Here is a 24,122-nt window from a genome sequence, read left to right as displayed (position 1 = left end):
CAGGTTTAGTTCGCACAGCTGGAACTGTTTTGTGACTGCGAACCAGTTTCCCCTTTCAGCACATCGCCGCCTGTAGATTCAATAATATCATTGGTAACCGTACGGGATATGGTTTTGGAAACCAGCTGCAGTACATCATTCACAACAATTTGCGATTCTTTAAATTCCTGTACAACTGGAATTTCATCGATTTCACCTTGCAGTCTGTCAATTTCCTGTTCAATACGCTGCAAAGCTTCTTTCTTATCATAGGCTTGAAAGTTAACTGCCTGTTTTTGCAAGGTTTTTATTTTTTGAATCAGACTTTGCACCTTTTGATTGGCGTTTAATTTGGCCTCTACTTCTTTAAAACGTTCGATTTCTTCCGTACTTCCAAGCATTGCCGCTAACTTCCTGGCTTCATCAAGTACTTCTTTTCGCTCATACATCGCCATCTATTTCACCTCAACTTTATTCTCAACCATGACCCCGTTCAGTGACCATGTTTTTGTTTCTGTAATTTCTACTTTCACAATGTGGCCAACTGCGGATTTAGGTCCTTTAAAGTTTACCAATTTATTTCTTTCTGTATAGCCGGCAAGGACATCCGGGTCTTTCTTGCTTTCCCCTTCTACCAGAACTTCTACAACTTCACCTTGATACGTTTGCATCGATGCTGCTGATTGCTTATTAACAAGCTCATTTAAACGATATAAGCGTTGTTTTTTCACTTCTTCAGGAACGTCATCCTGCTTTCTTGCAGCCGGAGTCCCTTCCCGCGGCGAATAAATAAAGGTATAAGCGGCTTCAAAACCGACTTCTTCAACCAATGTCATTGTTTCTTCAAATTGCTCTTCTGTTTCGTTCGGGAAACCGACAATAATATCTGTTGTCAATGTTGCGTTTGGCATAGCCTGACGAATTTTTCTAACTAATTCCAGATATTCTTCCCGGGTATATTTACGGTTCATTTTCTTCAATATTTCACTGCTTCCGGACTGTACCGGCAGATGAATATGGTCAAGAAGATTTCCGCCCTGTGCCAGTACTTCGATCAGACGATCGTCGAAGTCACGCGGATGAGATGTTGTAAAACGGACACGCGGAATATCAATTTTATGAACATCATCCATTAAATCTCCTAATCCATATTCGATATCCTCAAAGTCTTTTCCGTAGGCATTTACATTTTGACCAAGGAATGTGACTTCTTTATACCCTTGTGCGACAAGATGACGCACTTCCTGGATAATATCCCGCGGATGGCGACTGCGTTCCTTACCGCGCGTCATCGGTACAATACAATATGTACAGAATTTATCACAGCCGTACATAATGTTTACCCATGCTTTTGTCTTGCCTTTACGTGCTTTAGGCAGATTCTCAATAATGTCGCCTTCTTTGGACCATACTTCCATAACCATTTCTTTGCCAAATACTGCTTCTTTGACAAGATGTGGAAGACGATGGATATTATGCGTTCCAAAAATCAGGTCAATATGCTGATGCTTTTCCAAAATGCGGTTAACAACGGATTCTTCCTGGGACATACAACCGCATACACCAATAATAAGATCCGGATTTTCTAATTTTAACGGTTTTAAATGGCCGATTTCACCAAATACTTTATTCTCCGCATTTTCACGTATGGCACATGTATTTAACAGAATGATATCGGCTTCTTCTGTTACATTCGTGGATTCATAACCCATTTCTGTTAAAATACCGGCCATCACTTCCGTATCATGCTCGTTCATTTGACAGCCGTATGTACGAATTAAATATTTTTTGCCTTCTCCGATCCGTTGCATATCTTCTGGAATAGAGAAGTCATAATGAAACTGAATATCTTCCTTCCGGCGTTTTCTCGCTTGCTTTATATCAGGAGATTGCGGTTCATACTCCATTTGAAAATATTTAGCGATAAAGTCATCACTGGATGTATTTTTAATGCGTTCTATATTTTCTTCTTCGTTACGAATCTGGGCCTGTTGTTTTCGCTGTTCTTCATTCATCAGGTTGGTCCCCTTTCTTTCATCGATTCATATGTATTTATGCACTATCCTATAGTATAAAGCTTATATATCAATTGTACAATATCCAAAGCTTGAAACATTAAAAAATCTCTTTTTTCAATATTGAAAAAAGAGATTTTTCCATTTCATCATCCATGTTTTGGTCGTTCATGTTCTTTTCTTTCTTCTGAACAAAACGCATTTAACATGCCCTTATCTGGGCTCAATAATTAACTTAATTGCTGTACGTTCCTCATCATCAATTAAAATATCTGTAAATGCCGGTATACAGATTAAGTCGACCCCGCTTGGTGCTACAAAACCGCGAGCGATAGCAACTGCTTTGACGGATTGATTCAGTGCTCCTGCACCGATTGCCTGAATTTCAGCCGTACCCCGCTCCCTAAGTACATTTGCCAAAGCTCCTGCCACTGAGTTTGGATTAGATTTTGCTGAAACTTTTAAAACTTCCATCACTAGTACCTCCTCATGTGCTATTTATACTTTTATTGCTACTACTTCACCTGGAGATGTATACCGTGTCCGACTGTATAATAGCAGATATTACACAAAGAAGGGGTGGTCATCATTAATAAGAATCCTTTCAATGACAACTGCTTTTCCAGTCGAATCGTCCGTACTAATGAATACTCCATTTAATTGTGTTCTTCCCTTTTTTTCAATTTCAAAACGTACTGGAAGAGCAGTTTGGAATCTTTTAATAACGGACTCCTTCTCCACACCTAATATTGCATCATACGGTCCTGTCATCCCCACATCTGATATATATGCAGTGCCTTCGGGCAATATTCTTTCATCTGCCGTTTGGGTGTGTGTATGTGTGCCGACAACTGCTGTTACCCTTCCATCTAAATACCAGCCGAGAGCTTGTTTCTCACTTGTCGCCTCGCCATGAAAATCCACAAAAATCGTATTGGTTCTTTTCTTCGCTTCTTCAATTAATTGATCTGCTTTCTCAAACGGATCATCAATCGGCGGAAGGAACGTTCTTCCTTGTAAATTAATGACGGCTGCTTCTTTTCCGTTAATATTGGTATACGTCATCCCCTGGCCGGGATTATTCTCCGGGAAATTTGCCGGACGAATCATTGCCGGAGCCTGGTCAATGAATTCAAATATTTCTTTCTTGTCCCAGGTATGATTCCCCATCGTAATAACCTGTGCCCCCGCTTGTAAAAACTGCTTATAAATCTTTTCTGTGATTCCTTTTCCCGAAGCAGCATTTTCTCCGTTTATAATTGTTAGATTCGGCTTATATTTTTCTTTTAATTTCGGCAGGTAATCCGAAATCATATCTCTTCCCGGAGAACCTACAACATCACCAATAAATAAAATTTTCATTTCTTCCAACCTTTCCGTTTAACATCCAAAAGCCTGTATTTATTATTTTGTAACTGACCATAAGACTCCCGCTTCAAGAAATCAGTTATTTCGAAGCGGGAGATAGGGAAGCCAGCAGCGGCCCAGTTCGTTCAACTTTATTTCCAATTTAAAAAGCAAAGGCGACATATGCCGCCCTTGCTTTATTTCGCGTATTCAACTGCTCTTGTTTCCCGAATAACCGTAATTTTAATATGCCCAGGGTAATCGAGTTCCCCTTCAATACGTTTTCTGATATTACGTGCAATTCTTGACGATTCCATGTCATCAATATCATCAGGACGAACCATGATACGGATTTCACGACCGGCTTGGATAGCAAATGACTTCTCTACGCCTTCAAATGACTCAGATATCTCTTCCAGCTTTTCTAAACGCTTGATGTAATTTTCAAGGGTTTCACTGCGAGCTCCTGGTCTGGCGGCAGAAAGTGCATCTGCAGCTGCAACTAACACAGATATGACAGAGGTTGCCTCTTCATCTCCATGGTGGGAAGCAATCGCATTAATAACAACTTCATGTTCTTTGTATTTCATTGCTAATTCTTTTCCAATTTCAACGTGACTGCCTTCTACTTCATGGTCAATCGCTTTTCCGATATCATGAAGGAGGCCGGCTCTTCTGGCCAAGTGAATATCTTCGCCTAATTCTGCTGCCAGCAGTCCTGACAAGTAAGCAACTTCGGTTGAGTGCTTCAAGACATTTTGACCGTAGCTTGTACGATATTTCAAACGACCCAGAATCTTCACTAGATCCGGATGTAACCCGTGGACTCCAACTTCAAATGTTGTTTCCTCACCCACTTCACGTATATACTCGTCAACATCACGTCTGGATTTTTCAACCATCTCTTCAATACGTGCAGGGTGAATTCTGCCATCCTGTACAAGTTTTTCTAATGCCATTCGTGCGATTTCACGCCGTATTGGATCAAAACCGGACAGTATAACCGCTTCCGGTGTATCATCAATAATTAAATCAATTCCCGTTAACGTTTCTAATGTGCGGATATTCCGTCCTTCTCTGCCAATAATACGGCCTTTCATCTCATCATTTGGCAAATTCACAACAGAGACCGTTGTTTCAGCAACGTGGTCAGCTGCGCATCTTTGTAGTGCGAGCGATAAGATATCTTTAGCTTTCTTATCCGCTTCTTCGTTCGCACGGTTTTCAGCTTCTTTAATCATAACCGCTGACTCATGCTGAACTTCTTTTTCAATGCGCTCTAAAATAACTTGTCTCGCCTGTTCGGTTGTATATCCTGAAATGCGCTCAAGCTCAGCTTGCTGCTCGTCTTTCATAGCTTCCACTTTGCTTTTCATTTCTTCAATTTGTTGTTGTTGTTCCACTGTTGCTTGTTCCTTTTGTTCGAGCAGAACTTCACGTTTGTCTAATGTTTCACCTTTTCTGTCCAGATTTTCTTCTTTTTGCATCAGACGATTTTCTTGTTTTTGAGCTTCCGCACGACGCTCGCGAATCTCTTCTTCGGCTTGGGTCCGAAGCTTATGATTCTCATCTTTTGCTTCCAGAAGCGCCTCTTTCTTAGCAGTATCTGCATTTCTATGTGCTTCGTCTACAATTTGTTTTGCTAACGTTTCCGCACTAGAAATTTTAGCTTCTGCAATAGATTTACGTACCAGATAACCAACAACAAATACGACGACTAAAGCAAGCAAAATGGAGATGATAATAACCACAGTATTCATAACTTCACCTCCTATTGCCTATAAAATTGTAAATTGCGTATTTGTCGGCATATCACATTTTCAAATGCATCAAATAAAGGTAATTTCATAAAGTAAATTATAAAATTATACACTATTAATATTAATTCTCACCAGCCGGAATGTCAAGAAACTCCCGATATAAATTATAATATATTGGAAATTATATTTGTTAGTAAAATCGAAAAAGCACAAACCGGCTTAAACGCATTTAAAAAACCATAGTACTAAGACTATGGTTTTCGTTTCGCTTAACTTGACAAGTTGAATGATAAAAATGCAGGCAATTGCTGTTCATGCTTGTCGAGCATAATCTGTTCCGGCTTGATGCCCTGCTCACGTAATACGTCAATGTTCTGTGTGAGAAATTCATCGCTGCCTACAATGTAGAAGAATCCCTCTTTGTCTGCCGCAAGTTGTTTCACTTCTTCATAATAGTCTTCCCGATTATCAACAAAACGGGAGGTAAACTTCTTATCTGGAGCAGATTCAAAAATCGGCGTAAATAAGAAATCTCTGGATGAATCGATATTCAGAGAGTGGATTTGATTGACGTTATCCGCGTGCTCCAAATAATCAAGCACAAGTGGCCTAAACGTTGCCAGACCGACACCGGACGACAACAGATAAACATTTCTGTCTTCTCTTTTTAGAGGCACATTTGAGTGGGTTTTAAATATAGCCACTTCATGGCCGACTTCCATATTTCTTAAAATTGACTTAAACTCCGAACACTGCTCTCTGATTCGTGTTGTAATACCGATAGAATCCTCACTCGGTAAAGTGGAAATAGACATATGCCGAATCAGACTGCGATTAGGTTTTTCCCCTGCATTAAACCCTTCCAGCGCAAAATGGGTATGAGCGCCTTCGTCCCATGTGAATCCTTCCGGACGATCGAGCAGATACGTTTTAACCTCGGAGGTTTCATCAATAATCTTATTTATTTTAGTCCAGTATATTTTCATAGTATATTCTCCTCGCCATTAATGATGCTATTATTACGTAGCATACCACAAATGATAACAATTCTCAATTAAATAGATAAACAATACATAAAAATATGTAAAAAAACCATAGTATGATGACTATGGTTTTAAAAGACTAGATATCCATGCTTCCCTGTTCTTCTTCTTCGGATTTTTCTTCACTTTGTTCCGGTTCTTTGTCCAGTTCATAATAGTCACGGATAGCTGTATTGATTTCATCAAATATCTCCCGATTTTCTTTCAGGAATTGTTTTGCATTCTCTCTGCCCTGGCCTAAACGATCTCCATTATAAGAGTACCAGGCTCCGCTTTTCTGAACAATTTCCAGATTGGTTCCGACATCAAGGACTTCTCCTTCTTTGGAAATACCCTGCCCGTACATAATATCTACTTCTGCCTGTTTGAACGGAGGTGCTACTTTATTTTTCACAACCTTAATACGGGCCTTGTTTCCGACCATATCATTGCCGACTTTTAGCGTTTCCGCACGGCGTACTTCCAGTCTCACAGAAGAATAGAACTTTAACGCCCGGCCGCCGGGAGTTGTTTCCGGATTTCCGAACATCACACCAACTTTTTCACGAATCTGATTAATGAAAACAGCTGTTGTATTTGATTTATTGATGGCTCCTGACAGTTTACGGAGTGCCTGTGACATTAATCTGGCCTGCAAGCCGACATGGGAATCTCCCATTTCTCCTTCAATCTCTGCTTTTGGCACAAGTGCTGCTACAGAATCGACCACAATAATATCTACTGCCCCGCTTCGTACAAGTGCTTCAGCAATTTCCAAGGCTTGTTCCCCTGTATCCGGCTGTGATAATAAAAGTTCATCAATATCTACACCGAGCGCCCGTGCATACACAGGGTCAAGAGCATGCTCTGCGTCAATAAAAGCGGCCTGGCCGCCCTGCTTCTGCGCTTCTGCAATTGCATGAAGTGCAACGGTGGTTTTACCGGATGATTCCGGACCATATATCTCTACTACTCTTCCTCTTGGATACCCGCCAATTCCGAGCGAAACATCCAAAGCCAGTGAACCGCTTGGAATGGTAGCAATCTTAGGCGTTTCATTCTCTCCCATTTTCATAATGGAACCTTTACCGAATTGCTTCTCTATTTGTCTTAAAGCCGTATCTAAAGCTTGTTGTTTATCACTCACCGAAAATTACCTCCTTTATCTATCTGTATCTATCATACAATGATTTTTTAGATTTAACAAGTGAAAAGACGAATAAATGTTCTTGTATTTTCGGGAAGATTTTCACCTCAAAATTAAAAATACCAGGTTTTATTCGTACAGAAAAAGTAATTTTTCCGTACGAAAAAGACATGGAATCATTAAAAAGCAATACTGAATTATTTATTTAAATATTGATATAATAATTCGAATCCTTTTAAAGCAGCTCTTTCACGGATATTATTGCGGTTTCCTGATAACAGAATAGAGCTGGATTCTACTACTTTATCCTCATCCCAAATAGCAATATAGACTTGCCCGACCGGTTTGCCTTCCTGTTCATCCGGACCGGCGACACCTGTGAAAGAAATAGCCATCGGCGTATTTAGTTTCAAAGCCGTTTGTTTCGCCATCACCTCTGCACATTCCTGACTCACAACACCATAAGTCGAAATCCATTCCGCTGATAAATCCAATAAAGATGTTTTCGCAGCAGTCTGGTATGTAACCAGGCTGCCGGCAAACACATTCGATGCTCCTGCGGCGGACACGAGATTACTGGAAAAAAGGCCTCCCGTTAAGCTTTCTGCCACACCAATTGTTTTGTTCTTCTCTATTAACAGTTCAATAACTTTATTTTCAATAGTCTGTTCATCTTCCCCAAAACAATAGTCGCCGACACGCGCTAAAATTTCCTGTTTTTTATCTGCGACCAATTTTTGCGCTTCTTCTTTTGAGGAAGCACTGGCTGTAACCCGGATCACAACCCCCTGATCTTGCGCAAGCGGTGCAATCGTCGGATTTGTTTGTTCATGAATCATATCGGTTAATTCATGTTCTAAATTCGATTCACCGATTCCGATAAATTTCAATACGGTCGATTGAATGACCTGCTGCTTCCCGGTTAAACTTTCTAAAAACGGAAACAGCTCCTCTACAGAAATCTGCTTCATTTCCCGGGGAACACCCGGCAAAAAGAACCAATGTGTTCCCTGAAAGTCGACATACATTCCCGGCGCCATACCGGCATTATTTTTTAACACACGAGCGCCTTCAAAGACACGGGCCTGCTTGCGATTATTCGGTGTCATGGTACGATTGCGCGCTTGATAATAGCTTTCTATTTTATCCATGGTTACTTTATCTTCTACCATTTCCAGACCTGTTAATTGTTCAAATCCTTCTCGTGTCATATCATCTTCTGTCGGTCCTAATCCGCCGGTAACAATCACAATATCCGAACGAGACTGTGCAAGTCGAAAAGCCTGCTCCACCCGATCCAGATTATCTCCAACTACCGTATGGTTGTACACATTAATGCCGTAAGCGGCTAGTTGTTCCGACATCCACTCTGCATTGGTATTTGCTATCTGTCCTAATAATAACTCGGTACCTACTGCTATAATTTCTGACTGATAACTTTTTGTCATTTTGAATCCCTCATTATATGCCAGTTTTTAACAAAGTAATCCACTCCGGAAATAATAGTGAATACTAATGAAATATATAACATAATCGTGCCAAATGGAAAGCCTATATAAGAAAATGGAAAATTATGAAGCAATAAAGAAGCGATGGCAACCATCTGTGTTACTGTTTTCAATTTCCCCATACTTCCGGCGGCCATCACGGTTCCTTCTCCGGCGGCAACCAGTCTTAATCCCGTAACTGCCAGCTCCCTGCTGATAATTATAATGACAACCCATGCCGGGGCAAGTTCAATTTCTACTAATAAAATCAAGGCTGCTGACACAAGCAATTTATCTGCTAAAGGATCCATAAACTTCCCTAAATTGGTGACCAGATTATATTTTCTTGCATAGTATCCATCTATCCAATCTGTGCCTGCTGCAATAATAAATAGAAGCGCTGCAACAAAGTGAGAAACAGGCAATATGGTATCCCCAATATCCCAGCTTCCCCATGGAAATGATATGCTCATCAGTATAATAAAAACAGGTATCATTAAGACACGGGCAAAAGTTAACTTATTCGGTAAATTCATTTTACACCCTCCAATATTCAAGGAAAACCCGCATGCGCAGCTTTTCCAATACGTAAACACGTTCAATTTTTTCTAATACGCAAGAAGGAAACCCTCCCTATAAAAGGAGGGTTTATTTCTTACGTTCGTTCATTCGCTTTCCATCTCTAAATCGATGCGCTGATGAATCGCAGAAGTAGGATATTCTATCTCTGTTCCATCAATAGAAACGGTTACTGCGGATGAATTACCTATATTTAAAGAAACGGTATCTTCTTCCGCTAAATCAATCTCTACCGGTTCTGAATCTGCATCAAAATTGCCGCTGAATAAAGATTCATCACCTGAACCGGTTACTTCCAGCCAGCTGTTCTGTTCATCATCTGCAGATTCCAAAGTCAATGTAGTGCCGTCACTGACATTGGTTACTTCAAGTACAGACGTTGGAGAATTACCTGTTCCTTCTTCCACAACCTCAATGGAAGCTTCTCCATTTTCTTCTGTCTCTCCGTCATCTTCCTCTGTGCCATCTTCTGTTCCTTCTTCAGCGTCATCCGTCGCTTCATCAGCATCACCGTTGCCGCCTTCTTCTTCGGGATCATCAATAATCATACCGCCGTCATTATTACTGGTATCTTCCGCCGGTTCTCCCTCACTTGGCGATGAACTTTGGCTCAGGAAAAATACAGCTACTGCAATGATAGCGATAATTAATAATACCACAGTCACCGTCGGGATAAGAGATGATGAACGTGATTCTTTATCTGACCGGCTCTCTTTTCTTGTCCGCTGAATCCTGCTGTATTGCACATTCTCTTCTTCTGTTTCAGGGAGTTCTTCTTTATGATCCGTCATAATATCATCCGGATCCACACCTACAGCAGACGCATATTCTTTGATAAATGCACGTGTGTAGAACTTTCCTGGAAGAATATCAAAATTACCTTCTTCAATTGCAACCAGATATCTTTTTTGAATTTTTGTTTTCTCCTGCAGGCTGTCCAAAGAAATATCCTTCTCCAGCCGTGCCTCTTTTAGTTTTTCACCGACATCCATTTAAAACACCTTCCACTATTTTAATTAAATAAGAAAGTATAACTTTTTCATAAATTTATTTTTAGGCTAAAGTTATAGTTGTCTAGCTCCGAGCGCCAAACTTTAGAGATTTCGCATCACACCCTATGATAAAGAAGACTTACTGACTGGCAAGCCGACAGGCGTAGACAGAAGTAAAGTCGGGACTGCGCTTATTCGTCCCATCAAAATCGCCGCACTTTCATCGACTAAGAATGGTCACGTCCTGTGAACAACGTCGATACTAGGACATCGTGTCCGTCGTGCCCTGCGGGTGAAAGTCATCATCGGTTCGTTACCTCACCGTGATTCCTTTATCTCAGTTGTGCCGCCGAGGGTCTCTACGTTTTTAAACGGGCGCTCTCCGCATTTCTTTTTTAAAACATTGAGAATCCGTCTTGAGGCAAGCCCTCATTTTCCACTGTTTCGTAAGTGATTTCCTGTCCTTCATGTGTTCTAAGTTCAATAATGTAATCAAAATCTTGCATGCTGTACCCGGTAGCTTGAACAAAAATATCCGGATGTTCGATCACTTTAACAGCCGGAAGCTGCATAATTTCTCTGATCAGCCGCCAGTGCTCTGCTTCATCCACTTTTCTTTTAGAGACAATCCCATCGATAATATAAATATTATCCGAATCATATTCTCCTTCTATTAAGCTTTTACGGACGGTTTGTTTAATCATCGTGCTGGACACAAACAGCCATCGCTTATTGGCACTGACACTTGCTGCAACAACAGACTCCGTTTTTCCTACTCTGGGCATTCCCCGTATCCCAATCAGTTTATGTCCTTCCACTTTAAATAATTCAGACATAAAATCAACTAATAGACCAAGCTCCTCTCGTACAAAACGAATTGTTTTCCGATCCTCATTATCATGATGGATAAATTTTCCGTGCCGCACAGTAATTTTATCACGCAGTTTAGGCTTCCGAAGCTTGTGTACTTTAATGGCATCCATCGTTTCTAAAATATATTTCAGTCTTACAATATTTTCATCATGCTTCGAAAGAATCAGCATTGCCCTGCGTGAATTTTCGACACCGTTAATCATAATAATATTAATCGTCAGCATGCCGAGCAAAGAAGAGATTTCACCTAATAGGCCCGGACGGTTTTTTAAATTTTCATATTCTAAGTACCATTCTGTTCTGTCCATTGTAAGCTCCTTTTAGAGGATATTCAAACATCCGCCGGCACGCTGGCTTCTTTTTGAACACCTATTTTTAGAAATAATTATTCAAATCAGGCAACTTATCATGTCGTACTATGTACCATCATATCGAAAAAAAGATGAACCTTCTATTATAATATACCATTTTTTTTATATTTCCTAAACTACTAATCCCTTTTTCACCATTCATTTTTTGAAGTTTTTCAAAAGAACAAAAGAAGCTGTATAGAATATACTACACAGCTTCTTTTGTTTGTATGCCTTATTTAATCATGCTTTTGCACAAGTTTTATCATGGTGCTGGCAAGCGCTTGCTGCTCTTCCTCTGAAGCTGTACTCCACAACGCTTTCAGTACTTCTTCTTCCGGTGTTTTCGCATCCACACTCTCCGCCAGATAATCACCGACTTCAGCCGCTAAATCTGTCAGCGTTTCATGATTAATACCACTTTCTTCAGCTTGCTGCAAACGTCCCTTTAAAAAATCTTTCCATGAATCAAAGTTATCTAATACGGACATTAGGACATGCCTCCTCAAACGTATTCTCGGCAAATGAAACATCGTCATCATCTGCCTGCTTTCGCCCCGGGAATCCGGACTACAGTTGTTTCATGCAGAACGTCTTGCCTGTATAAATAAAAAGCTGTTATACAAACTTGATGTTCTGTAACTTTCCTGAAGCACCTATAGTATTTGAGGAATGTCCGTTTTTATACATGGTTCTGATGCATCACAATCCGCCGTGGATATGAATGATTTCACCTTGGATATAACTGGATTCATCACTAAGTAAATAGCTGATAGCATTAGCAACTTCTTCCGGGCGTCCGGCACGGTTTGCAGGAATTTCTTCAATAAAAGCCCCGGTTTCTTCAGGAGAGAAATGAGCATTCATTTTTGTATCAATAAAACCGGCACTCACCGCATTTACCCGGATATTCGATAAAGCTACTTCTTTTGCCAAAGCTTTCACAAATGTGTTTTGGGCACCTTTTACGCTGGAATAAGCTACTTCATTACTTGCCCCGTATTCTCCCCACATGCTAGTAACAAATAAAATGTTTCCCTGCTGCCTGCGAATCATACCTGGCAAAAAATGATGGGTAATCAGCCAAGGGGCCTTCACATGCACTTGTAATAAAGCGTCCATTTCTCCAGGATTCATAGCTTGAAACAATCCATAATAGGCTTGCCCTCCTGCGAAGACAATGCCATCTACAGACATAGAGACAGCCTGGATAAAAGCATTCACTTCTGCTTCATTTGCTAAATCTGCCTGGTAAGCAGCTAAAATTGCGTGGTCGTTATCGGATTGCATTAACGTTTCAATCGGTTCCTGGTTAGAATGATAATGCAGGATAAGCTGGTAACCGTCGCGCAATAGTTTTTTGGCAACGGCTGAGCCGATATCTCCGCTGGCCCCCATCAAAAGGATGGTTTTTTTCATTCTTCCACCGTTTCGCTTTGAATCATGCAGGCACCCAGGCGATCTTCTTCAATCCATGTACTTAAAAATGCATTCACGTCCTGAACCGTCAATTTTTGAATAAATGGCACAACATCAAGTAAGTTCACCTGTTTAAAAGCTAATGTAGCAAATTGGTTGGCAGTGAATTCTAACGAGTTCATGGCACGAAGCATCTGCCCCATTTTTTTCTTTTTCATCCGTTCAAAAGCCGCTTCACTAATTTCCATGTCCCTTGTTGACAGCAGCATTTCCTTTACGCGGGAAGCAAATAATTCAGGCTGATTGGTATTGGAACCAATCGCAACATATCCAAAGGACGTCTGCAGATTACTTTCAAAGAAGAAACTGTTATCAATCAAATCGGCATCATACAATTCCTGATAAAACTCGCCGCCGGTGGAAAAGAAATAATCAAGCACGATGTCTGTTAATAAATCACGTTTTAGATAAGCCTCTCCTTGAAGCTGTAAATCCGGCTCTTTAATTCCAACCGAACATTTTGGAATGGATACCGGCATATTTATTTTTAATTCCTTTTCTTTTACACGGTTCGGTTCTTCCGGAAATTCACGTTGAATACGGTCCAATTGGTCAAAGGATTTTTTCTCCTGATTCTGGATAATGATGTCCATCATCTGCTCCGGATCAAAATTCCCGGTTACAAATAAAATCATATTTTCCGGATGATAAAAAGTATGGTAACAGGTATACAGATCATCTTTTGTAATTGTATAAATGGAATCCACTGTTCCGGCAATATCAATATTGACAGGATGATTATGGAACAATGCTTTATTTGTTCCCATAAACAGACGCCAATCAGGCTGATCATCATACATATTAATTTCCTGGGCGATAATCCCTTTTTCTTTTTCTACCGATTGTTCGGAAAAGTACGGATCTTGCACAAAATCAATCAATGTTAACACATTTTTTTCAATATTACTCGTTGCTGAAAATAAATAAGCTGTTTCTGTAAAAGAGGTAAAGGCATTCGGAGAAGCTGCCTGTTTGGTAAAGTCTGCGAAAACATCGCGATCTTCTTTCTCAAATAATTTATGCTCCAGAAAATGCGCAATTCCATCCGGCACAGTAATCGGCTCTGTTTGACCAATAGGAACAAAACTGCGATCAACCGATCCATAATTGGTCATAAAAACACCATATGTCTTGGTCAGCTCTGATTTTGGCAACAAGCAAACCTGTAATCCATTATCCAGCTTTTTTTCATATAATGTTTCATCTACTGTTTCAAAATACTGCTTATTCATTAGCCGCTCCTCCTTCACTTGTTAATAGGAAAACCATGTCTTCCTGTACCTGTTCCGCTACCTCAACAACCTGTTGTTTTGTTACTTCCCGGATAGCTGCAAACAGCTCATCCATAGTCATCTCTTTCTGGCCGACCACTTGCTGATACATCAATTCAATCATTCCCTGCGCATGATCAAGCGTCTCTTTTAACTGGTTAATGATAAGCTGCTTGGTTTCCTCCAGTTCTTCTTCCGTAAAATCACCTTGTTTCATAGCTTCCATCTGTTCACGGATAATCGACAGTGCTTTCTCATAGTCCTCCGGCGCAATACCACTCATTACAAACAACAAACCTTTATGACTTTCTATACGAGAACCAACGGTATAGGCAAGACTGTTTTTCTCTCTCACATTGATAAATAATTTGGAACTTGGAAAACCGCCAAAGAGCGCATTAAAAACCTGCAATGCCGGGTACTTTTCATCCCGGTACAGAATATTGGTCCGATAACCGATATTTAATTTTGCCTGTTGAACCTGGTCTTTCTCTACAACCTCTTTGCTGTCTTCTGCCTGTTTCGATTCGTCTGCATCAAACAGGGTGCTGGCCTCCGGAGCGGAAGAACGTTGAAACTGTTCTGTTAATAGATGCATCATTTGTTCCGCTTCAAAATCACCGCTCACATAAACATCCATTGCATCTTCTGTACGAACTTTTTCAAAATACATAAACAACGCTTCGTTCGAAAGCGCGGACAAATCTTCTTCATAGCCTTGTGCATGAATGCTGTACGCTTCTTCGGCACACATTTCATCAATCAATCGCACATTGGCATAGCTGGCTTTATTATCCTTCATAGCATGAATATTTTGGCGCAGCGTCTCTTTTTCTCGATTAAACACCTGGTTGGAGAAACCGTCCCCTTCCTGATTCGGCTTGTAAACAATTTCATGCAGCAATGCTGCAGCCCGTTCCATCAAGGAATCACTTTCGGGAAGAAATTTTTCATTCGGCACTTCTAAATAAAACGTGATGATATGACTTTCCCCTTTTTTGGATCCGCCGATAGATAATACCGAACCATACAGTTCCGCTAATTCTTCCTGCAGTTCCTTACGTGTTGGAAAAGAAGCTGTTCCTTGCTTTAAAACATAAGGAAGCAAAGCCCGTTTTGTAATCGTCTCCCTTTCTAACGGTGCGCGGAATTTTACTGCAAAGGTGATGGTTTTATGTTTTTTATTCGGCAGCATGTGAAATTGGATATTATTTTCTTTCTGCCTGATTTCTTTAACGCTCATATTCATCCTCCATTCTAAACGGTTTACTATTTATTTTACGCCTTTCTCTCCTTTATCATCCATCCTGCTTGAAAGAAAACCAGAAATAATTCATATTCTTCTGCGGACAACCTGAAAACGGAACATATCTGCCCGGAAATAATTCATGGAATATAAAACCGCCTCGTCCTCGCTTGTATAATGCATCTGTTTTAACAAAAGCAACGGATCCTCAGGTGTGCATTGTAAAATATTATAGATGCGTTCATGATATGTAAATGGCTCTATATCTGTTATAGCATAAGCAATTTGTTTATCCGAAGCTGCTTCAATCGTACTGAAAATGGATGCCTTTTCCCGTAATTTTGCTAAAGACAAATAAGGTGCCGGCGCTTTATCAATACAAAAAACAACCGGAATGTCATCAGCTGTCCGTATTCTTTCAATTGTTGTAACAGATTCCAGGTCATGTTTGCCGAAATCATGCTGTTCCTGTACGGTGGCATCTACTACCTCGGTGCTGATATATTGTGTCCCGGGCTTTTTTCCAGATTGCTTAATCATATGCGTCACACTGCTGAGCTCTTCAATACCTGCTTGAAATAACGGCTGCGCATTTACAAATGTGCCGACGCCGTGTCTGCGAGTGACAATTTGATCTTCTTCCAGCATTCTTAATGCTTCTCTTAACGTAGCCCTAGAAACGCCTAATTGTTTAGAGAGCGAGTATTCCGACGGTAATTTTTCTTCCTCGGTATACGTCCCGTCTTCAATACCTGCTTTTATTCTATCCATTACCTGTAAATATAAATGTCTCTCATCGTCACGTAAAGTCATTTTTCCACCTCTTTCCTGTCGCTTACTTGATGATAACCTTTTTTTCTCTGCTTCTTATCGTATCATTTCTTTTCTAAATTTTGAACTTTTGAAATGCTGCATGGAAAACGCGGTTTATCTCTGGGGAGATAAACCGCGTTTTTTAAGAGGTGCCAGAGTGCTCCTCTGTCTGGTCAGATACCAGTACAGAACGGGGCTTGCTTCCTTCGTATGGTCCGACAATACCACGCTCTTCCATGGCATCAATTAACCGGGCAGCTCTGGTGTAACCAATCCGGAAACGACGCTGCAGCTTGGAAACACTGGCACTTTGCATTTCAATAATTAACTGCACAGCATCATCATAAAGTTCGTCATCTACTTCTTCCACGACTTCATTCGTCTCTTCCGGTATCATTTCTTCCTGATAACTTGCCTGCTGCTGTTCAACACAATGGTCAACAATGCGTTCTACTTCTTCATCCGTTAAAAATGCACCTTGGACACGGGTGGTCTTAGAACTGCCGGCCGGAACATACAGCATATCGCCGCGTCCCAGTAATTTCTCCGCTCCGCCTGAATCCAGAATGGTACGAGAATCGGTTGTTGAAGAAACACTGAACGCGATTCTGGATGGAATGTTTGCTTTAATCACGCCGGTAATAACGTCTACCGACGGACGCTGTGTCGCGATAATCAAATGGATGCCTGCTGCTCTTGCCATTTGTGCAAGGCGGGTGATTGCGTCTTCTACATCATTGGAAGCAACCATCATTAAATCCGCCAGCTCATCCACCAGCACCACAATATAAGGCAGATAAGGCTGCTGATCCTCTTCATCTGCTGTTTCATTATATTTTCGGATATAAGCGTTATACGCCTCCATATTTCGCGTGCCACTGTCTGAAAACAGATCATATCTCCGTTCCATCTCATCTACAATCTTTTTTAAAGCTCTGGACGCTTTTTTCGGATCGGTGACCACAGGTGTTAATAAATGCGGGATTCCGTTGTATACATTCAGCTCTACTTTTTTCGGGTCAATCATCATCATCTTCACTTCATGCGGTTTAGCACGCATTAAAATACTGGTAATAATGCCGTTGACACAGACACTTTTCCCGCTTCCTGTCGCACCTGCAATCAGTAAGTGCGGCATTTTATTTAGTTCACCTGCTATGGCTTCTCCGGAAATATCTCGGCCTAAAGCAAACATCAATTTATTTGTTTTAGAAGCTTGATTATCCAGCACTTCCCGAAGCGATACCATCGCTATTTCTTTGTTAGGAACTTCAATGCCGACTGCTGATTTACCCGGTATAGGCGCTTCGATACGAATATCCTTAGCAGCAAGCGCCAACGCAATATCATCATGCAGACCGACAATTTTACTCACCTTCACACCGGATTCTGGATAGACTTCATATTTTGTCACAGCCGGACCGACATGCACTTTAGCTATTTTCGCTTTCACACCGAAACTTTGGAACGTTCGGTCCAGTTTGCGTACTGTTGCCTGGATATGTGATTTCTCCTGCTGCTGCGAATGATGGGCCGGATTAGCTAATAAATCCATTGATGGCAGCTGATAATCATGATTTTCCGTGGCTGTCATCGGCATTCCTTCATGAAGCTCTTCTTCATTATTTGTATTTGCAGCTGTTTCTTTCGTATTTTCTGCCTTACCTTTATTTGGTTCCGCTGCTGCAGGCTGTTCCTTTTCCTGTTTCTGTTCCTGATTGGCAACATCGGTAAAATTATTGATGAGAAGCTCTTCCGCATTGTATTCATGTTCTTCCGGTACAGCATTCTCTGTTTTTTCCTGACTGTTCATAATCGGGTCAGCAGTATCTTTCTGATTCTTCGTTTCTTCTTTGCGCTCAGCCCGTTTATCCTTCGACCTTTCGATACGTTCTCTGAGATAAGCAAATGCTGTTTGACACCCTGCTGCCACTTTTTTCATGAAATCACCAATAGACAGGTTTGTCATAAAAATAATTCCAATGAGTAAGCAGAAAAACACAACTATCCGGGAACCGGCGATTGAAAATAAGAAAAAGGAGACCGTAAATAACAATGCACCAATCATTCCGCCGCCCGTCTGTACCAATGTCCCCGTACCATCTAAATATTGGAAGTATAGCTGCCAGGTCAACCGCAAGATGGAAACATCTTCTGCATTTCTCAGCAAGCTTTCCATGACTTGTACATGGGTCAGTAATAACACGCCGGCCAGAAAAATATAAAAACCTATTAATCTTCTCGTTAAAAAATCAGGAGCTTTTCTTTTAAAGATCAAGTATAATCCAACTATAAATAAAGCTACGGGCAGGATAAAATGCCATATCCCCATGAAAAACTGGAATATGTTTCCCAGCCAGTCGGGTATAGCACCTCCGCTTAATATAGCTGCCCCGCTTCCAAATATAGCAATAAATATTAATAATAGTCCTGTCAGTTCCATTTGCAGCCCTTTTGTCTGCTTCGTTGTCCGTTTTTTTCTTTTCTTTCGCTTTTTGGCAGCCATTTTCTCACCCCCATATGTATAACAAATAAAGATTGCCAGAATGCTAGATTTAAAACCATAACATCTAACTTCCCAGCGTAACAAGGAAACTGGAATCAGTTCTCTTTATCCTGCCAGAGAGACTTTATCAGGTGTCTTCTCCATAAAGAGGCCACTGTTCCAGTTATCATATCATCCCATATTGTCTCTTGCACTTATCTCTTTACCATTTCTTTATTATAGCACAGATTTCCATCAGCTGATAATTCTTCCTGGTAAAAAATCCGGATTCAGATAATCATTCGGATTACTCGAAATCAACTGGTTTATTTGATAGTTGCCCTCCTCATTTTTCGATACAAAAACCGTTCTGCCCTGCCATTCCACCGCTTGTATCTCGTTGCCAGCTCCTTGTGCTTCCGGGAAAATTTCCTGATAGGACAAAGGAGTATAAAGTATCATGAAACATCCCCCTCTTGTTCAACGTGCGTACGTTGTATCATCTGGTTCAAATTCTGGATTGCTTCTTTAACGCCGCCAACTTCATCAATAATTCCAAAGTCCACAGCTTCCTTACCAACCACATTTGTGCCGATGTCACGTGTCAGATTGCCTTTTGCAAACATCAATTCTTTCAGCTTTTCGGAATCGATATTAGAATGGTCCACAATAAACTGGATGACCCGTTCCTGCATCTTGTCCAGATATTCAAAAGTTTGCGGCACGCCGATAACCATTCCCGTCAGCCGGACTGGATGAATGGTCATCGTAGCTGTCGGAACGATAAAAGAATAATCTGTAGCCACGGCAATCGGTGCCCCGATGGAATGGCCTCCTCCTAATACAATAGAAGTAGTCGGCTTCGACATCGATGCAATCATTTCTGCCAGAGCAAGCCCTGCCTCTACATCCCCGCCGACGGTATTGAGCAAAATAATTAACCCTTCAATTTTAGGATTTTGTTCTACGGCAATCAATTGCGGCAGCAGGTGCTCGTATTTGGTTGTTTTATTTTGCGGCGGCAGCTGCAGATGTCCTTCCACCTGTCCGATAATCGATAAAACATGGATATTTGAATCAGGCGCCTGTGGAACATTTGCCTGCCCAAGCTGCTGTATTTTTTCTACAAGAGAAGATGCATTCTGCTGATTTTCCTCTTCTTCTTGATTTTCATTGTTATCATCCGTATCCATACGCATATTAAAACTCCTTCCAGCTATGTTACGAATTAGTATAAACAATCCTTGAAAAATCATACAGAAGAAGGAAGGCAGAAAAATGCTCTCTTTTGCTTTTATTGCCATGTAAAAAGGACATAAAGCAGATCATCTGTCCGCTTCATGTCCTTTTACATTCTATATTGGTACTTCCTGTTTGCTTAATCCAAATACCTCATGTAATGCATTTACTGCGGTTACTAACTCATGGTCATGCACTAAGACCCAAATCGTCGTATGACTGTCTGCGGACTGCAATATTTGTACCCCGACATCTGTTAATGCTTTGACAATTTTAGAAGCTACACCAGGAACACCTGTCATCCCTGCGCCTACAGCTGAAACTTTTGCACAGTTCTCTTTCATTTCCGGCTGAAAACCAAGCACCTCTAAAATTTCGATCGCTTTGGCTGTATGCTCAGCCGGCACAGTATAGGCGACGCCAGTCGGAGAAATATTAATAAAGTCTACAGAAATACCTGCTTCTGCCATTGCCTTAAAAACTTCGGACTGCATCCGATAAGCCGACTCTTTCGTCTGTACTTTAATCTGCGTCACATTCGCAATGTGGGCAATTCCTGTGATCATCCGCTCGGAAATATCCGCACTCTCTTCTTCCACCCGGGACGAAGTAACAAGCGTCCCCATCCGTTCGGAATAGGTGGAGCGGATACGCATCGGGATTTTTCCCTGCATCGCTATTTCCACGGCACGGGGATGGATCACTTTTGCCCCTTGATAAGCAAGATTACAAATTTCCGTATACGTTACAACATCCAGCGGACGTGCATTTTTGACTACACGCGGATCTGCCGTCATAATCCCTTCCACATCTGTGAAAATTTCAATACGTTCAGCATCTAAAGCAACGCCTAAGGCTGCCGCTGATGTATCACTGCCGCCTCTGCCGATTGTTGTTACTTCTCCGGATTCGCTCTGTCCCTGGAAACCTGCAACAACAACGACATCATGGGTTTCCAACTCTTGTAAAACACGTGCCGGATTGACTTTTTTAATTTTTGCCCGGTTATAATCCTCACTGGTCACAAAGCCGGCCTGTGCTCCAGTCAAGGCTGTCGCTGACACATGATTTTTTTGCAATTCATTGGACAGAACAACCGATGAAATCACTTCTCCGCAAGACATCAGTAAATCAAGCTCGCGATTGTCATTTTTATTGGCTGGAAAGTCAACCAGGCTCAGTAAACTATCCGTTGCATAAGGATCCGGCTTTCTCCCTAATGCGGAAACAACAATGACTAACTTATATTCTTGAACAAGCGCATCTTTAATATGACGAATAACATGTTCCCGGTTCGTTTCTGATTGTACAGAAGTTCCTCCGAATTTTTGAACTAATACTTGCAATATAAACACCTCAACACGATCCGAGAAATTAAACTCCGGATGTCTATTAGATTGATTGTCTCATGAAAGACTGGAAAACCTTATTTTTTCAACCAGTCACGTTCCACTAATGTTTGTGCGATTTGCACGGTATTCCAAGCCGCGCCTTTTAATAGATTATCAGATACGACCCATAAGTGGAACCCTTTTGGATTATCTAAGTCTTTTCTGATACGACCTACAAATACTTCTTCTTTGCCTTGAGCAGACTGCGGTGTCGGATACTCCTGTTCTTGCGGATTATCCTGCAGTACCACTCCATCTGCTTCTTTTAGCGTCTTTCTAAAGTCTTCTACACTCAAATCTTCCTGGTCGAGTTCGATATAGACACTCTCTGCATGCGAAACAGCAAATGGAAGACGCACACAAGTTGCTGCTACGTTTAACGCGTCATCATGCATGATTTTTTTCGTTTCATTAATCATTTTCATCTCTTCAAAAGTAAAGCCATTATCTTCAAAAACATCGATTTGCGGCAAAGCATTAAAAGCGATTGGAAAATGCTTTTTATCTCCTTTAACCGGTAAAACCTCAGCTGTTACTTCTTTGCCTTCCAAATAATCTCTGGACTGTTCATATAATTCATCCACCGCTTCGTTTCCAGCTCCAGACACAGCTTGATAGGTAGACACAATAATTTTCCCGATGCCAAATGCGTCTTTTAATGGTTTCAACGCTGCTACCATCTGGATAGTAGAACAGTTCGGGTTAGCTATAATTCCCTGATGGCTGGCGATATCTTCCGAATTAACCTCCGGCACAACAAGCGGTACATCTTTATCCATACGGTAAGCACTTGTATTATCAACAACGACTGCTCCTCTTTTTACCGCTTCAGGAGCCAGTTTTTTCGAAATAGATCCACCCGCTGAAAATAACGCAATATCTACATCTTCAAAGGATTCCGGCGCTGCTTCTTCGACAATTATCTTTTCCCCGTGAAAGGTTTCTTCCTTTCCTGCCGAACGAGCTGAGGATAATAATTTCAGCTGTTTTACCGGAAAGTTTTTATCTTCTAATATTTGTTTGATTTTTTGGCCTACCGCCCCTGTAGCACCTACAATAGCTACATTAAATGTTTGTTGCTCTGCCATTCCAATTACTCCCTCCACTTAATTAAATGTCAACTAATCTTCATTTTAACACATTTTTTGTGGAATAAGGTACAATAATCGGCTGAATTTGTTTTCCTTTTAATGCTTCCTCGACAGCAGGAACTAATTGGTTCAGATTTGCTGAGAGGGAGGAGGGTTTTTGATACGGATTATCCTGCCCGAACGGTACAAAATAGATATGCTTTGCATTAAGCAGCACAGCTAAATTCTTGGCGTTTAATCCGAGGGCATCATTGGTAGTTAACGCTAATACGATTGGATTTTCATTGCGGAGTGTAGACTTGGCGGCCATTAACACCGCATTATCTGTGTGGGCATTAGCGAATTTGCTCATGGAATTGCCTGTCAACGGGGCAATAATCATTACATCCAGCGGTTTATCCGGACCATAAGGCTCTGCATCTGGAATCGTGGTAATAATGGGCTGATTGGTGATTCTCTCCAATTTTTTCACATTGTCCTTTGCTTTCCCGTGTTTGGTATCTGTGAACTGAACGGTTTCCGTTATAAACGGAACCACTTCCGCACCCTGATCCATGAGCTCCTCTATAATCGGAAAAATATGCGTGAACGTATGATGTGAACCTGTTAAGCCAAAGCCAATCCGCTTATCCTTGAATGTCATTCGGATGCACGCTCCTCCTCCAAAATTTGTTCCATTACATTTGCCAGAATCTTCCCAGCCGTTCTTGGAGCAACAATACCCGGCAGGCTGCGAGCCAGAATAGCCTGAATTCCCCGTTTCTCCGCAAATTCAAAATCCGTCCCGCCCGGTTTTGATGCGAGATCAATAATAACAGCATTCGTCGGCAGGTTTCGAATCGCCTCTTTCGTCACTACCAGACTCGGAATGGTATTAATTAAAATACCGCATTCCTCCGTATGTTGATCTAATTCATGTAAAGGTACTGCGTATAAACCCATTTCGGTAATCCGGGCTAAGTCTCTGATACTTCTGGCGCAAACGGAAACCTTTGCTCCCAACGCCGAGAATTTATTGGCTACCGTATTACCTACTCTTCCAAAACCTACAACCATTACCCTTGAAGAATGAACGGTCTGATCAGTATGCTCAAAAGCCATCATAATAGCACCTTCCGCCGTTGGAATGGAGTTATAGATGGCAACATCATCACGATCAAGCAATGGTACTAGATTTACACCTGCTGTCTGTGCCAAACTGGTTAAGTAAGCATTCGTAATTCCGGTAAACACCGTAGATTGCGGGGCTAATTTTCGAAACCACGCTTCATCTAAATGTATTTTTTTATCTGTAAAAACGGTTTCCACTTTCCCTTTGGAGTCTATACCTGTTATAGGCAAAACCACGACATCTAACTTACTCTGGTCCAATTCATCCAGCGCGGATTCATTTAGACCGGTAAAACCTTGCTCTAATTTATCAAAACCGCAAAGAATCACTTCATTATCAGGATTTCCTTTTAATATCTTTATTAACTCTAAATACCTTGCATCTCCACCGATTACTGCAATTCGTCGACTCATTTTACGTATAACCTCCAGACAACTTTTCACGT

23 protein-coding genes are annotated in these 24,122 nt (G+C 41.2%); all 23 read right to left on the bottom strand.

Features of this window, described 5'->3' with window-relative positions:
* Positions 1 to 5: 5 nt before the first annotated feature.
* Entirely contained in the window at positions 6 to 434 is a 429-nt protein-coding gene (locus ACFQ19_RS09710) for a RicAFT regulatory complex protein RicA family protein (RefSeq protein ID WP_379591882.1), read from the bottom strand.
* Positions 435 to 1,994 carry a tRNA (N6-isopentenyl adenosine(37)-C2)-methylthiotransferase MiaB gene (miaB, locus tag ACFQ19_RS09705; RefSeq protein WP_379591881.1) on the bottom strand — a complete coding sequence of 520 codons (1,560 nt, stop codon included), beginning with the start codon at positions 1,992 to 1,994 and terminating at the stop codon, positions 435 to 437.
* A 213-nt stretch (positions 1,995 to 2,207) separates the two neighbouring features.
* Positions 2,208 to 2,468, bottom strand: a complete 261-nt coding sequence (locus ACFQ19_RS09700) for a stage V sporulation protein S (protein WP_040980240.1) — start codon at positions 2,466 to 2,468, stop codon at positions 2,208 to 2,210.
* Positions 2,469 to 2,558: 90 nt separating this feature from the next.
* Positions 2,559 to 3,356 (bottom strand): TIGR00282 family metallophosphoesterase, encoded by a 798-nt coding sequence (locus tag ACFQ19_RS09695; protein WP_379591880.1) that lies wholly within the window; start codon positions 3,354 to 3,356, stop codon positions 2,559 to 2,561.
* A gap of 182 nt (positions 3,357 to 3,538) precedes the next feature.
* Positions 3,539 to 5,101: a ribonuclease Y gene (gene rny, locus ACFQ19_RS09690; protein ID WP_379591879.1), complete on the bottom strand. Its 1,563-nt coding sequence runs from the start codon at positions 5,099 to 5,101 to the stop codon at positions 3,539 to 3,541.
* 269 nt (positions 5,102 to 5,370) lie between these two features.
* Positions 5,371 to 6,087, bottom strand: a complete 717-nt coding sequence (locus ACFQ19_RS09685; protein WP_379591878.1) for a dihydropteridine reductase — start codon at positions 6,085 to 6,087, stop codon at positions 5,371 to 5,373.
* A 136-nt stretch (positions 6,088 to 6,223) separates the two neighbouring features.
* Positions 6,224 to 7,270, bottom strand: coding sequence for a recombinase RecA (gene recA, locus ACFQ19_RS09680; RefSeq protein ID WP_379591877.1), 1,047 nt, complete (start codon positions 7,268 to 7,270; stop codon positions 6,224 to 6,226).
* A 197-nt stretch (positions 7,271 to 7,467) separates the two neighbouring features.
* Complete coding sequence (locus ACFQ19_RS09675) at positions 7,468 to 8,718, bottom strand: competence/damage-inducible protein A (RefSeq protein ID WP_379591876.1); 1,251 nt, start codon at positions 8,716 to 8,718, stop codon at positions 7,468 to 7,470.
* On the bottom strand, positions 8,715 to 9,293 hold the full coding sequence (pgsA, locus tag ACFQ19_RS09670) for a CDP-diacylglycerol--glycerol-3-phosphate 3-phosphatidyltransferase (protein ID WP_379591875.1): 579 nt from the start codon (positions 9,291 to 9,293) through the stop codon (positions 8,715 to 8,717). Before pgsA ends, ACFQ19_RS09675 begins: the two co-directional genes overlap by 4 nt.
* A gap of 129 nt (positions 9,294 to 9,422) precedes the next feature.
* Positions 9,423 to 10,328, bottom strand: coding sequence for a helix-turn-helix domain-containing protein (locus ACFQ19_RS09665; protein WP_379591874.1), 906 nt, complete (start codon positions 10,326 to 10,328; stop codon positions 9,423 to 9,425).
* 395 nt (positions 10,329 to 10,723) lie between these two features.
* Positions 10,724 to 11,509 carry a DUF3388 domain-containing protein gene (locus tag ACFQ19_RS09660; RefSeq protein WP_379591873.1) on the bottom strand — a complete coding sequence of 262 codons (786 nt, stop codon included), beginning with the start codon at positions 11,507 to 11,509 and terminating at the stop codon, positions 10,724 to 10,726.
* A gap of 281 nt (positions 11,510 to 11,790) precedes the next feature.
* Positions 11,791 to 12,042, bottom strand: coding sequence for a DUF3243 domain-containing protein (locus ACFQ19_RS09655; RefSeq protein ID WP_379591872.1), 252 nt, complete (start codon positions 12,040 to 12,042; stop codon positions 11,791 to 11,793).
* Positions 12,043 to 12,253: 211 nt separating this feature from the next.
* On the bottom strand, positions 12,254 to 12,970 hold the full coding sequence (gene ymfI, locus ACFQ19_RS09650) for an elongation factor P 5-aminopentanone reductase (RefSeq protein WP_379591871.1): 717 nt from the start codon (positions 12,968 to 12,970) through the stop codon (positions 12,254 to 12,256).
* On the bottom strand, positions 12,967 to 14,262 hold the full coding sequence (yfmH, locus tag ACFQ19_RS09645) for an EF-P 5-aminopentanol modification-associated protein YfmH (protein WP_379591870.1): 1,296 nt from the start codon (positions 14,260 to 14,262) through the stop codon (positions 12,967 to 12,969). The genes ymfI and yfmH overlap by 4 nt, the downstream gene beginning before the upstream one ends.
* The gene (gene yfmF / locus ACFQ19_RS09640; protein ID WP_379591869.1) at positions 14,255 to 15,544 is read right to left on the bottom strand and encodes an EF-P 5-aminopentanol modification-associated protein YfmF; all 1,290 of its coding nucleotides are present in this window, start codon (positions 15,542 to 15,544) and stop codon (positions 14,255 to 14,257) included. Before yfmF ends, yfmH begins: the two co-directional genes overlap by 8 nt.
* Positions 15,545 to 15,634: 90 nt before the next feature.
* Positions 15,635 to 16,360: a GntR family transcriptional regulator gene (locus ACFQ19_RS09635; RefSeq protein WP_379591868.1), complete on the bottom strand. Its 726-nt coding sequence runs from the start codon at positions 16,358 to 16,360 to the stop codon at positions 15,635 to 15,637.
* A 142-nt stretch (positions 16,361 to 16,502) separates the two neighbouring features.
* A complete protein-coding gene (locus ACFQ19_RS09630; RefSeq protein ID WP_379591867.1) occupies positions 16,503 to 18,866 on the bottom strand; it encodes an FtsK/SpoIIIE family DNA translocase in 2,364 nt (787 codons plus the stop codon).
* Between the two features lie 234 nt (positions 18,867 to 19,100).
* A complete protein-coding gene (locus ACFQ19_RS09625; RefSeq protein WP_379591866.1) occupies positions 19,101 to 19,307 on the bottom strand; it encodes a YlzJ-like family protein in 207 nt (68 codons plus the stop codon).
* The gene (locus tag ACFQ19_RS09620; protein ID WP_379591865.1) at positions 19,304 to 20,044 is read right to left on the bottom strand and encodes a ClpP family protease; all 741 of its coding nucleotides are present in this window, start codon (positions 20,042 to 20,044) and stop codon (positions 19,304 to 19,306) included. Before ACFQ19_RS09620 ends, ACFQ19_RS09625 begins: the two co-directional genes overlap by 4 nt.
* Positions 20,045 to 20,200: 156 nt before the next feature.
* Entirely contained in the window at positions 20,201 to 21,430 is a 1,230-nt protein-coding gene (dapG, locus tag ACFQ19_RS09615) for an aspartate kinase (RefSeq protein ID WP_379591864.1), read from the bottom strand.
* An 80-nt stretch (positions 21,431 to 21,510) separates the two neighbouring features.
* A complete protein-coding gene (gene asd, locus ACFQ19_RS09610) occupies positions 21,511 to 22,563 on the bottom strand; it encodes an aspartate-semialdehyde dehydrogenase (RefSeq protein WP_379591863.1) in 1,053 nt (350 codons plus the stop codon).
* A 40-nt stretch (positions 22,564 to 22,603) separates the two neighbouring features.
* A complete protein-coding gene (gene dpaB, locus ACFQ19_RS09605; RefSeq protein ID WP_379591862.1) occupies positions 22,604 to 23,209 on the bottom strand; it encodes a dipicolinate synthase subunit B in 606 nt (201 codons plus the stop codon).
* Positions 23,206 to 24,090, bottom strand: a complete 885-nt coding sequence (gene dpaA / locus ACFQ19_RS09600; protein ID WP_379591861.1) for a dipicolinic acid synthetase subunit A — start codon at positions 24,088 to 24,090, stop codon at positions 23,206 to 23,208. Before dpaA ends, dpaB begins: the two co-directional genes overlap by 4 nt.
* Positions 24,091 to 24,122 lie beyond the last annotated feature (32 nt).

It is taken from the genome of Oceanobacillus locisalsi, from assembly GCF_042675985.1.
GTDB classification, from domain to species: domain Bacteria; phylum Bacillota; class Bacilli; order Bacillales; family Amphibacillaceae; genus Oceanobacillus; species Oceanobacillus locisalsi.
This window is presented reverse-complemented; position numbering and strand designations above follow the sequence as displayed.

Bases quoted from the DNA above. Each gene is read 5' to 3' on its own strand.
- ACFQ19_RS09710 (WP_379591882.1), bottom strand. From the start codon at position 434: ATGGCGATGTATGAGCGAAAAGAAGTACTTGATGAAGCCAGGAAGTTA.
- ymfI (WP_379591871.1), bottom strand. From the start codon at position 12,970: ATGAAAAAAACCATCCTTTTGATGGGGGCCAGCGGAGATATCGGCTCA.
- ACFQ19_RS09695 (WP_379591880.1), bottom strand. From the start codon at position 3,356: ATGAAAATTTTATTTATTGGTGATGTTGTAGGTTCTCCGGGAAGAGAT.
- ACFQ19_RS09660 (WP_379591873.1), bottom strand. From the start codon at position 11,509: ATGGACAGAACAGAATGGTACTTAGAATATGAAAATTTAAAAAACCGT.
- yfmH (WP_379591870.1), bottom strand. From the start codon at position 14,262: ATGAATAAGCAGTATTTTGAAACAGTAGATGAAACATTATATGAAAAA.
- ACFQ19_RS09665 (WP_379591874.1), bottom strand. From the start codon at position 10,328: ATGGATGTCGGTGAAAAACTAAAAGAGGCACGGCTGGAGAAGGATATT.
- yfmF (WP_379591869.1), bottom strand. From the start codon at position 15,544: ATGAGCGTTAAAGAAATCAGGCAGAAAGAAAATAATATCCAATTTCAC.
- ACFQ19_RS09685 (WP_379591878.1), bottom strand. From the start codon at position 6,087: ATGAAAATATACTGGACTAAAATAAATAAGATTATTGATGAAACCTCC.
- ACFQ19_RS09700 (WP_040980240.1), bottom strand. From the start codon at position 2,468: ATGGAAGTTTTAAAAGTTTCAGCAAAATCTAATCCAAACTCAGTGGCA.
- dpaA (WP_379591861.1), bottom strand. From the start codon at position 24,090: ATGAGTCGACGAATTGCAGTAATCGGTGGAGATGCAAGGTATTTAGAG.
- ACFQ19_RS09620 (WP_379591865.1), bottom strand. From the start codon at position 20,044: ATGCGTATGGATACGGATGATAACAATGAAAATCAAGAAGAAGAGGAA.
- asd (WP_379591863.1), bottom strand. From the start codon at position 22,563: ATGGCAGAGCAACAAACATTTAATGTAGCTATTGTAGGTGCTACAGGG.
- miaB (WP_379591881.1), bottom strand. From the start codon at position 1,994: ATGAATGAAGAACAGCGAAAACAACAGGCCCAGATTCGTAACGAAGAA.
- pgsA (WP_379591875.1), bottom strand. From the start codon at position 9,293: ATGAATTTACCGAATAAGTTAACTTTTGCCCGTGTCTTAATGATACCT.
- ACFQ19_RS09635 (WP_379591868.1), bottom strand. From the start codon at position 16,360: ATGACTTTACGTGACGATGAGAGACATTTATATTTACAGGTAATGGAT.
- ACFQ19_RS09655 (WP_379591872.1), bottom strand. From the start codon at position 12,042: ATGTCCGTATTAGATAACTTTGATTCATGGAAAGATTTTTTAAAGGGA.
- ACFQ19_RS09675 (WP_379591876.1), bottom strand. From the start codon at position 8,718: ATGACAAAAAGTTATCAGTCAGAAATTATAGCAGTAGGTACCGAGTTA.
- ACFQ19_RS09625 (WP_379591866.1), bottom strand. From the start codon at position 19,307: ATGATACTTTATACTCCTTTGTCCTATCAGGAAATTTTCCCGGAAGCA.
- ACFQ19_RS09630 (WP_379591867.1), bottom strand. From the start codon at position 18,866: ATGGCTGCCAAAAAGCGAAAGAAAAGAAAAAAACGGACAACGAAGCAG.
- dpaB (WP_379591862.1), bottom strand. From the start codon at position 23,209: ATGACATTCAAGGATAAGCGGATTGGCTTTGGCTTAACAGGTTCACAT.
- rny (WP_379591879.1), bottom strand. From the start codon at position 5,101: ATGAATACTGTGGTTATTATCATCTCCATTTTGCTTGCTTTAGTCGTC.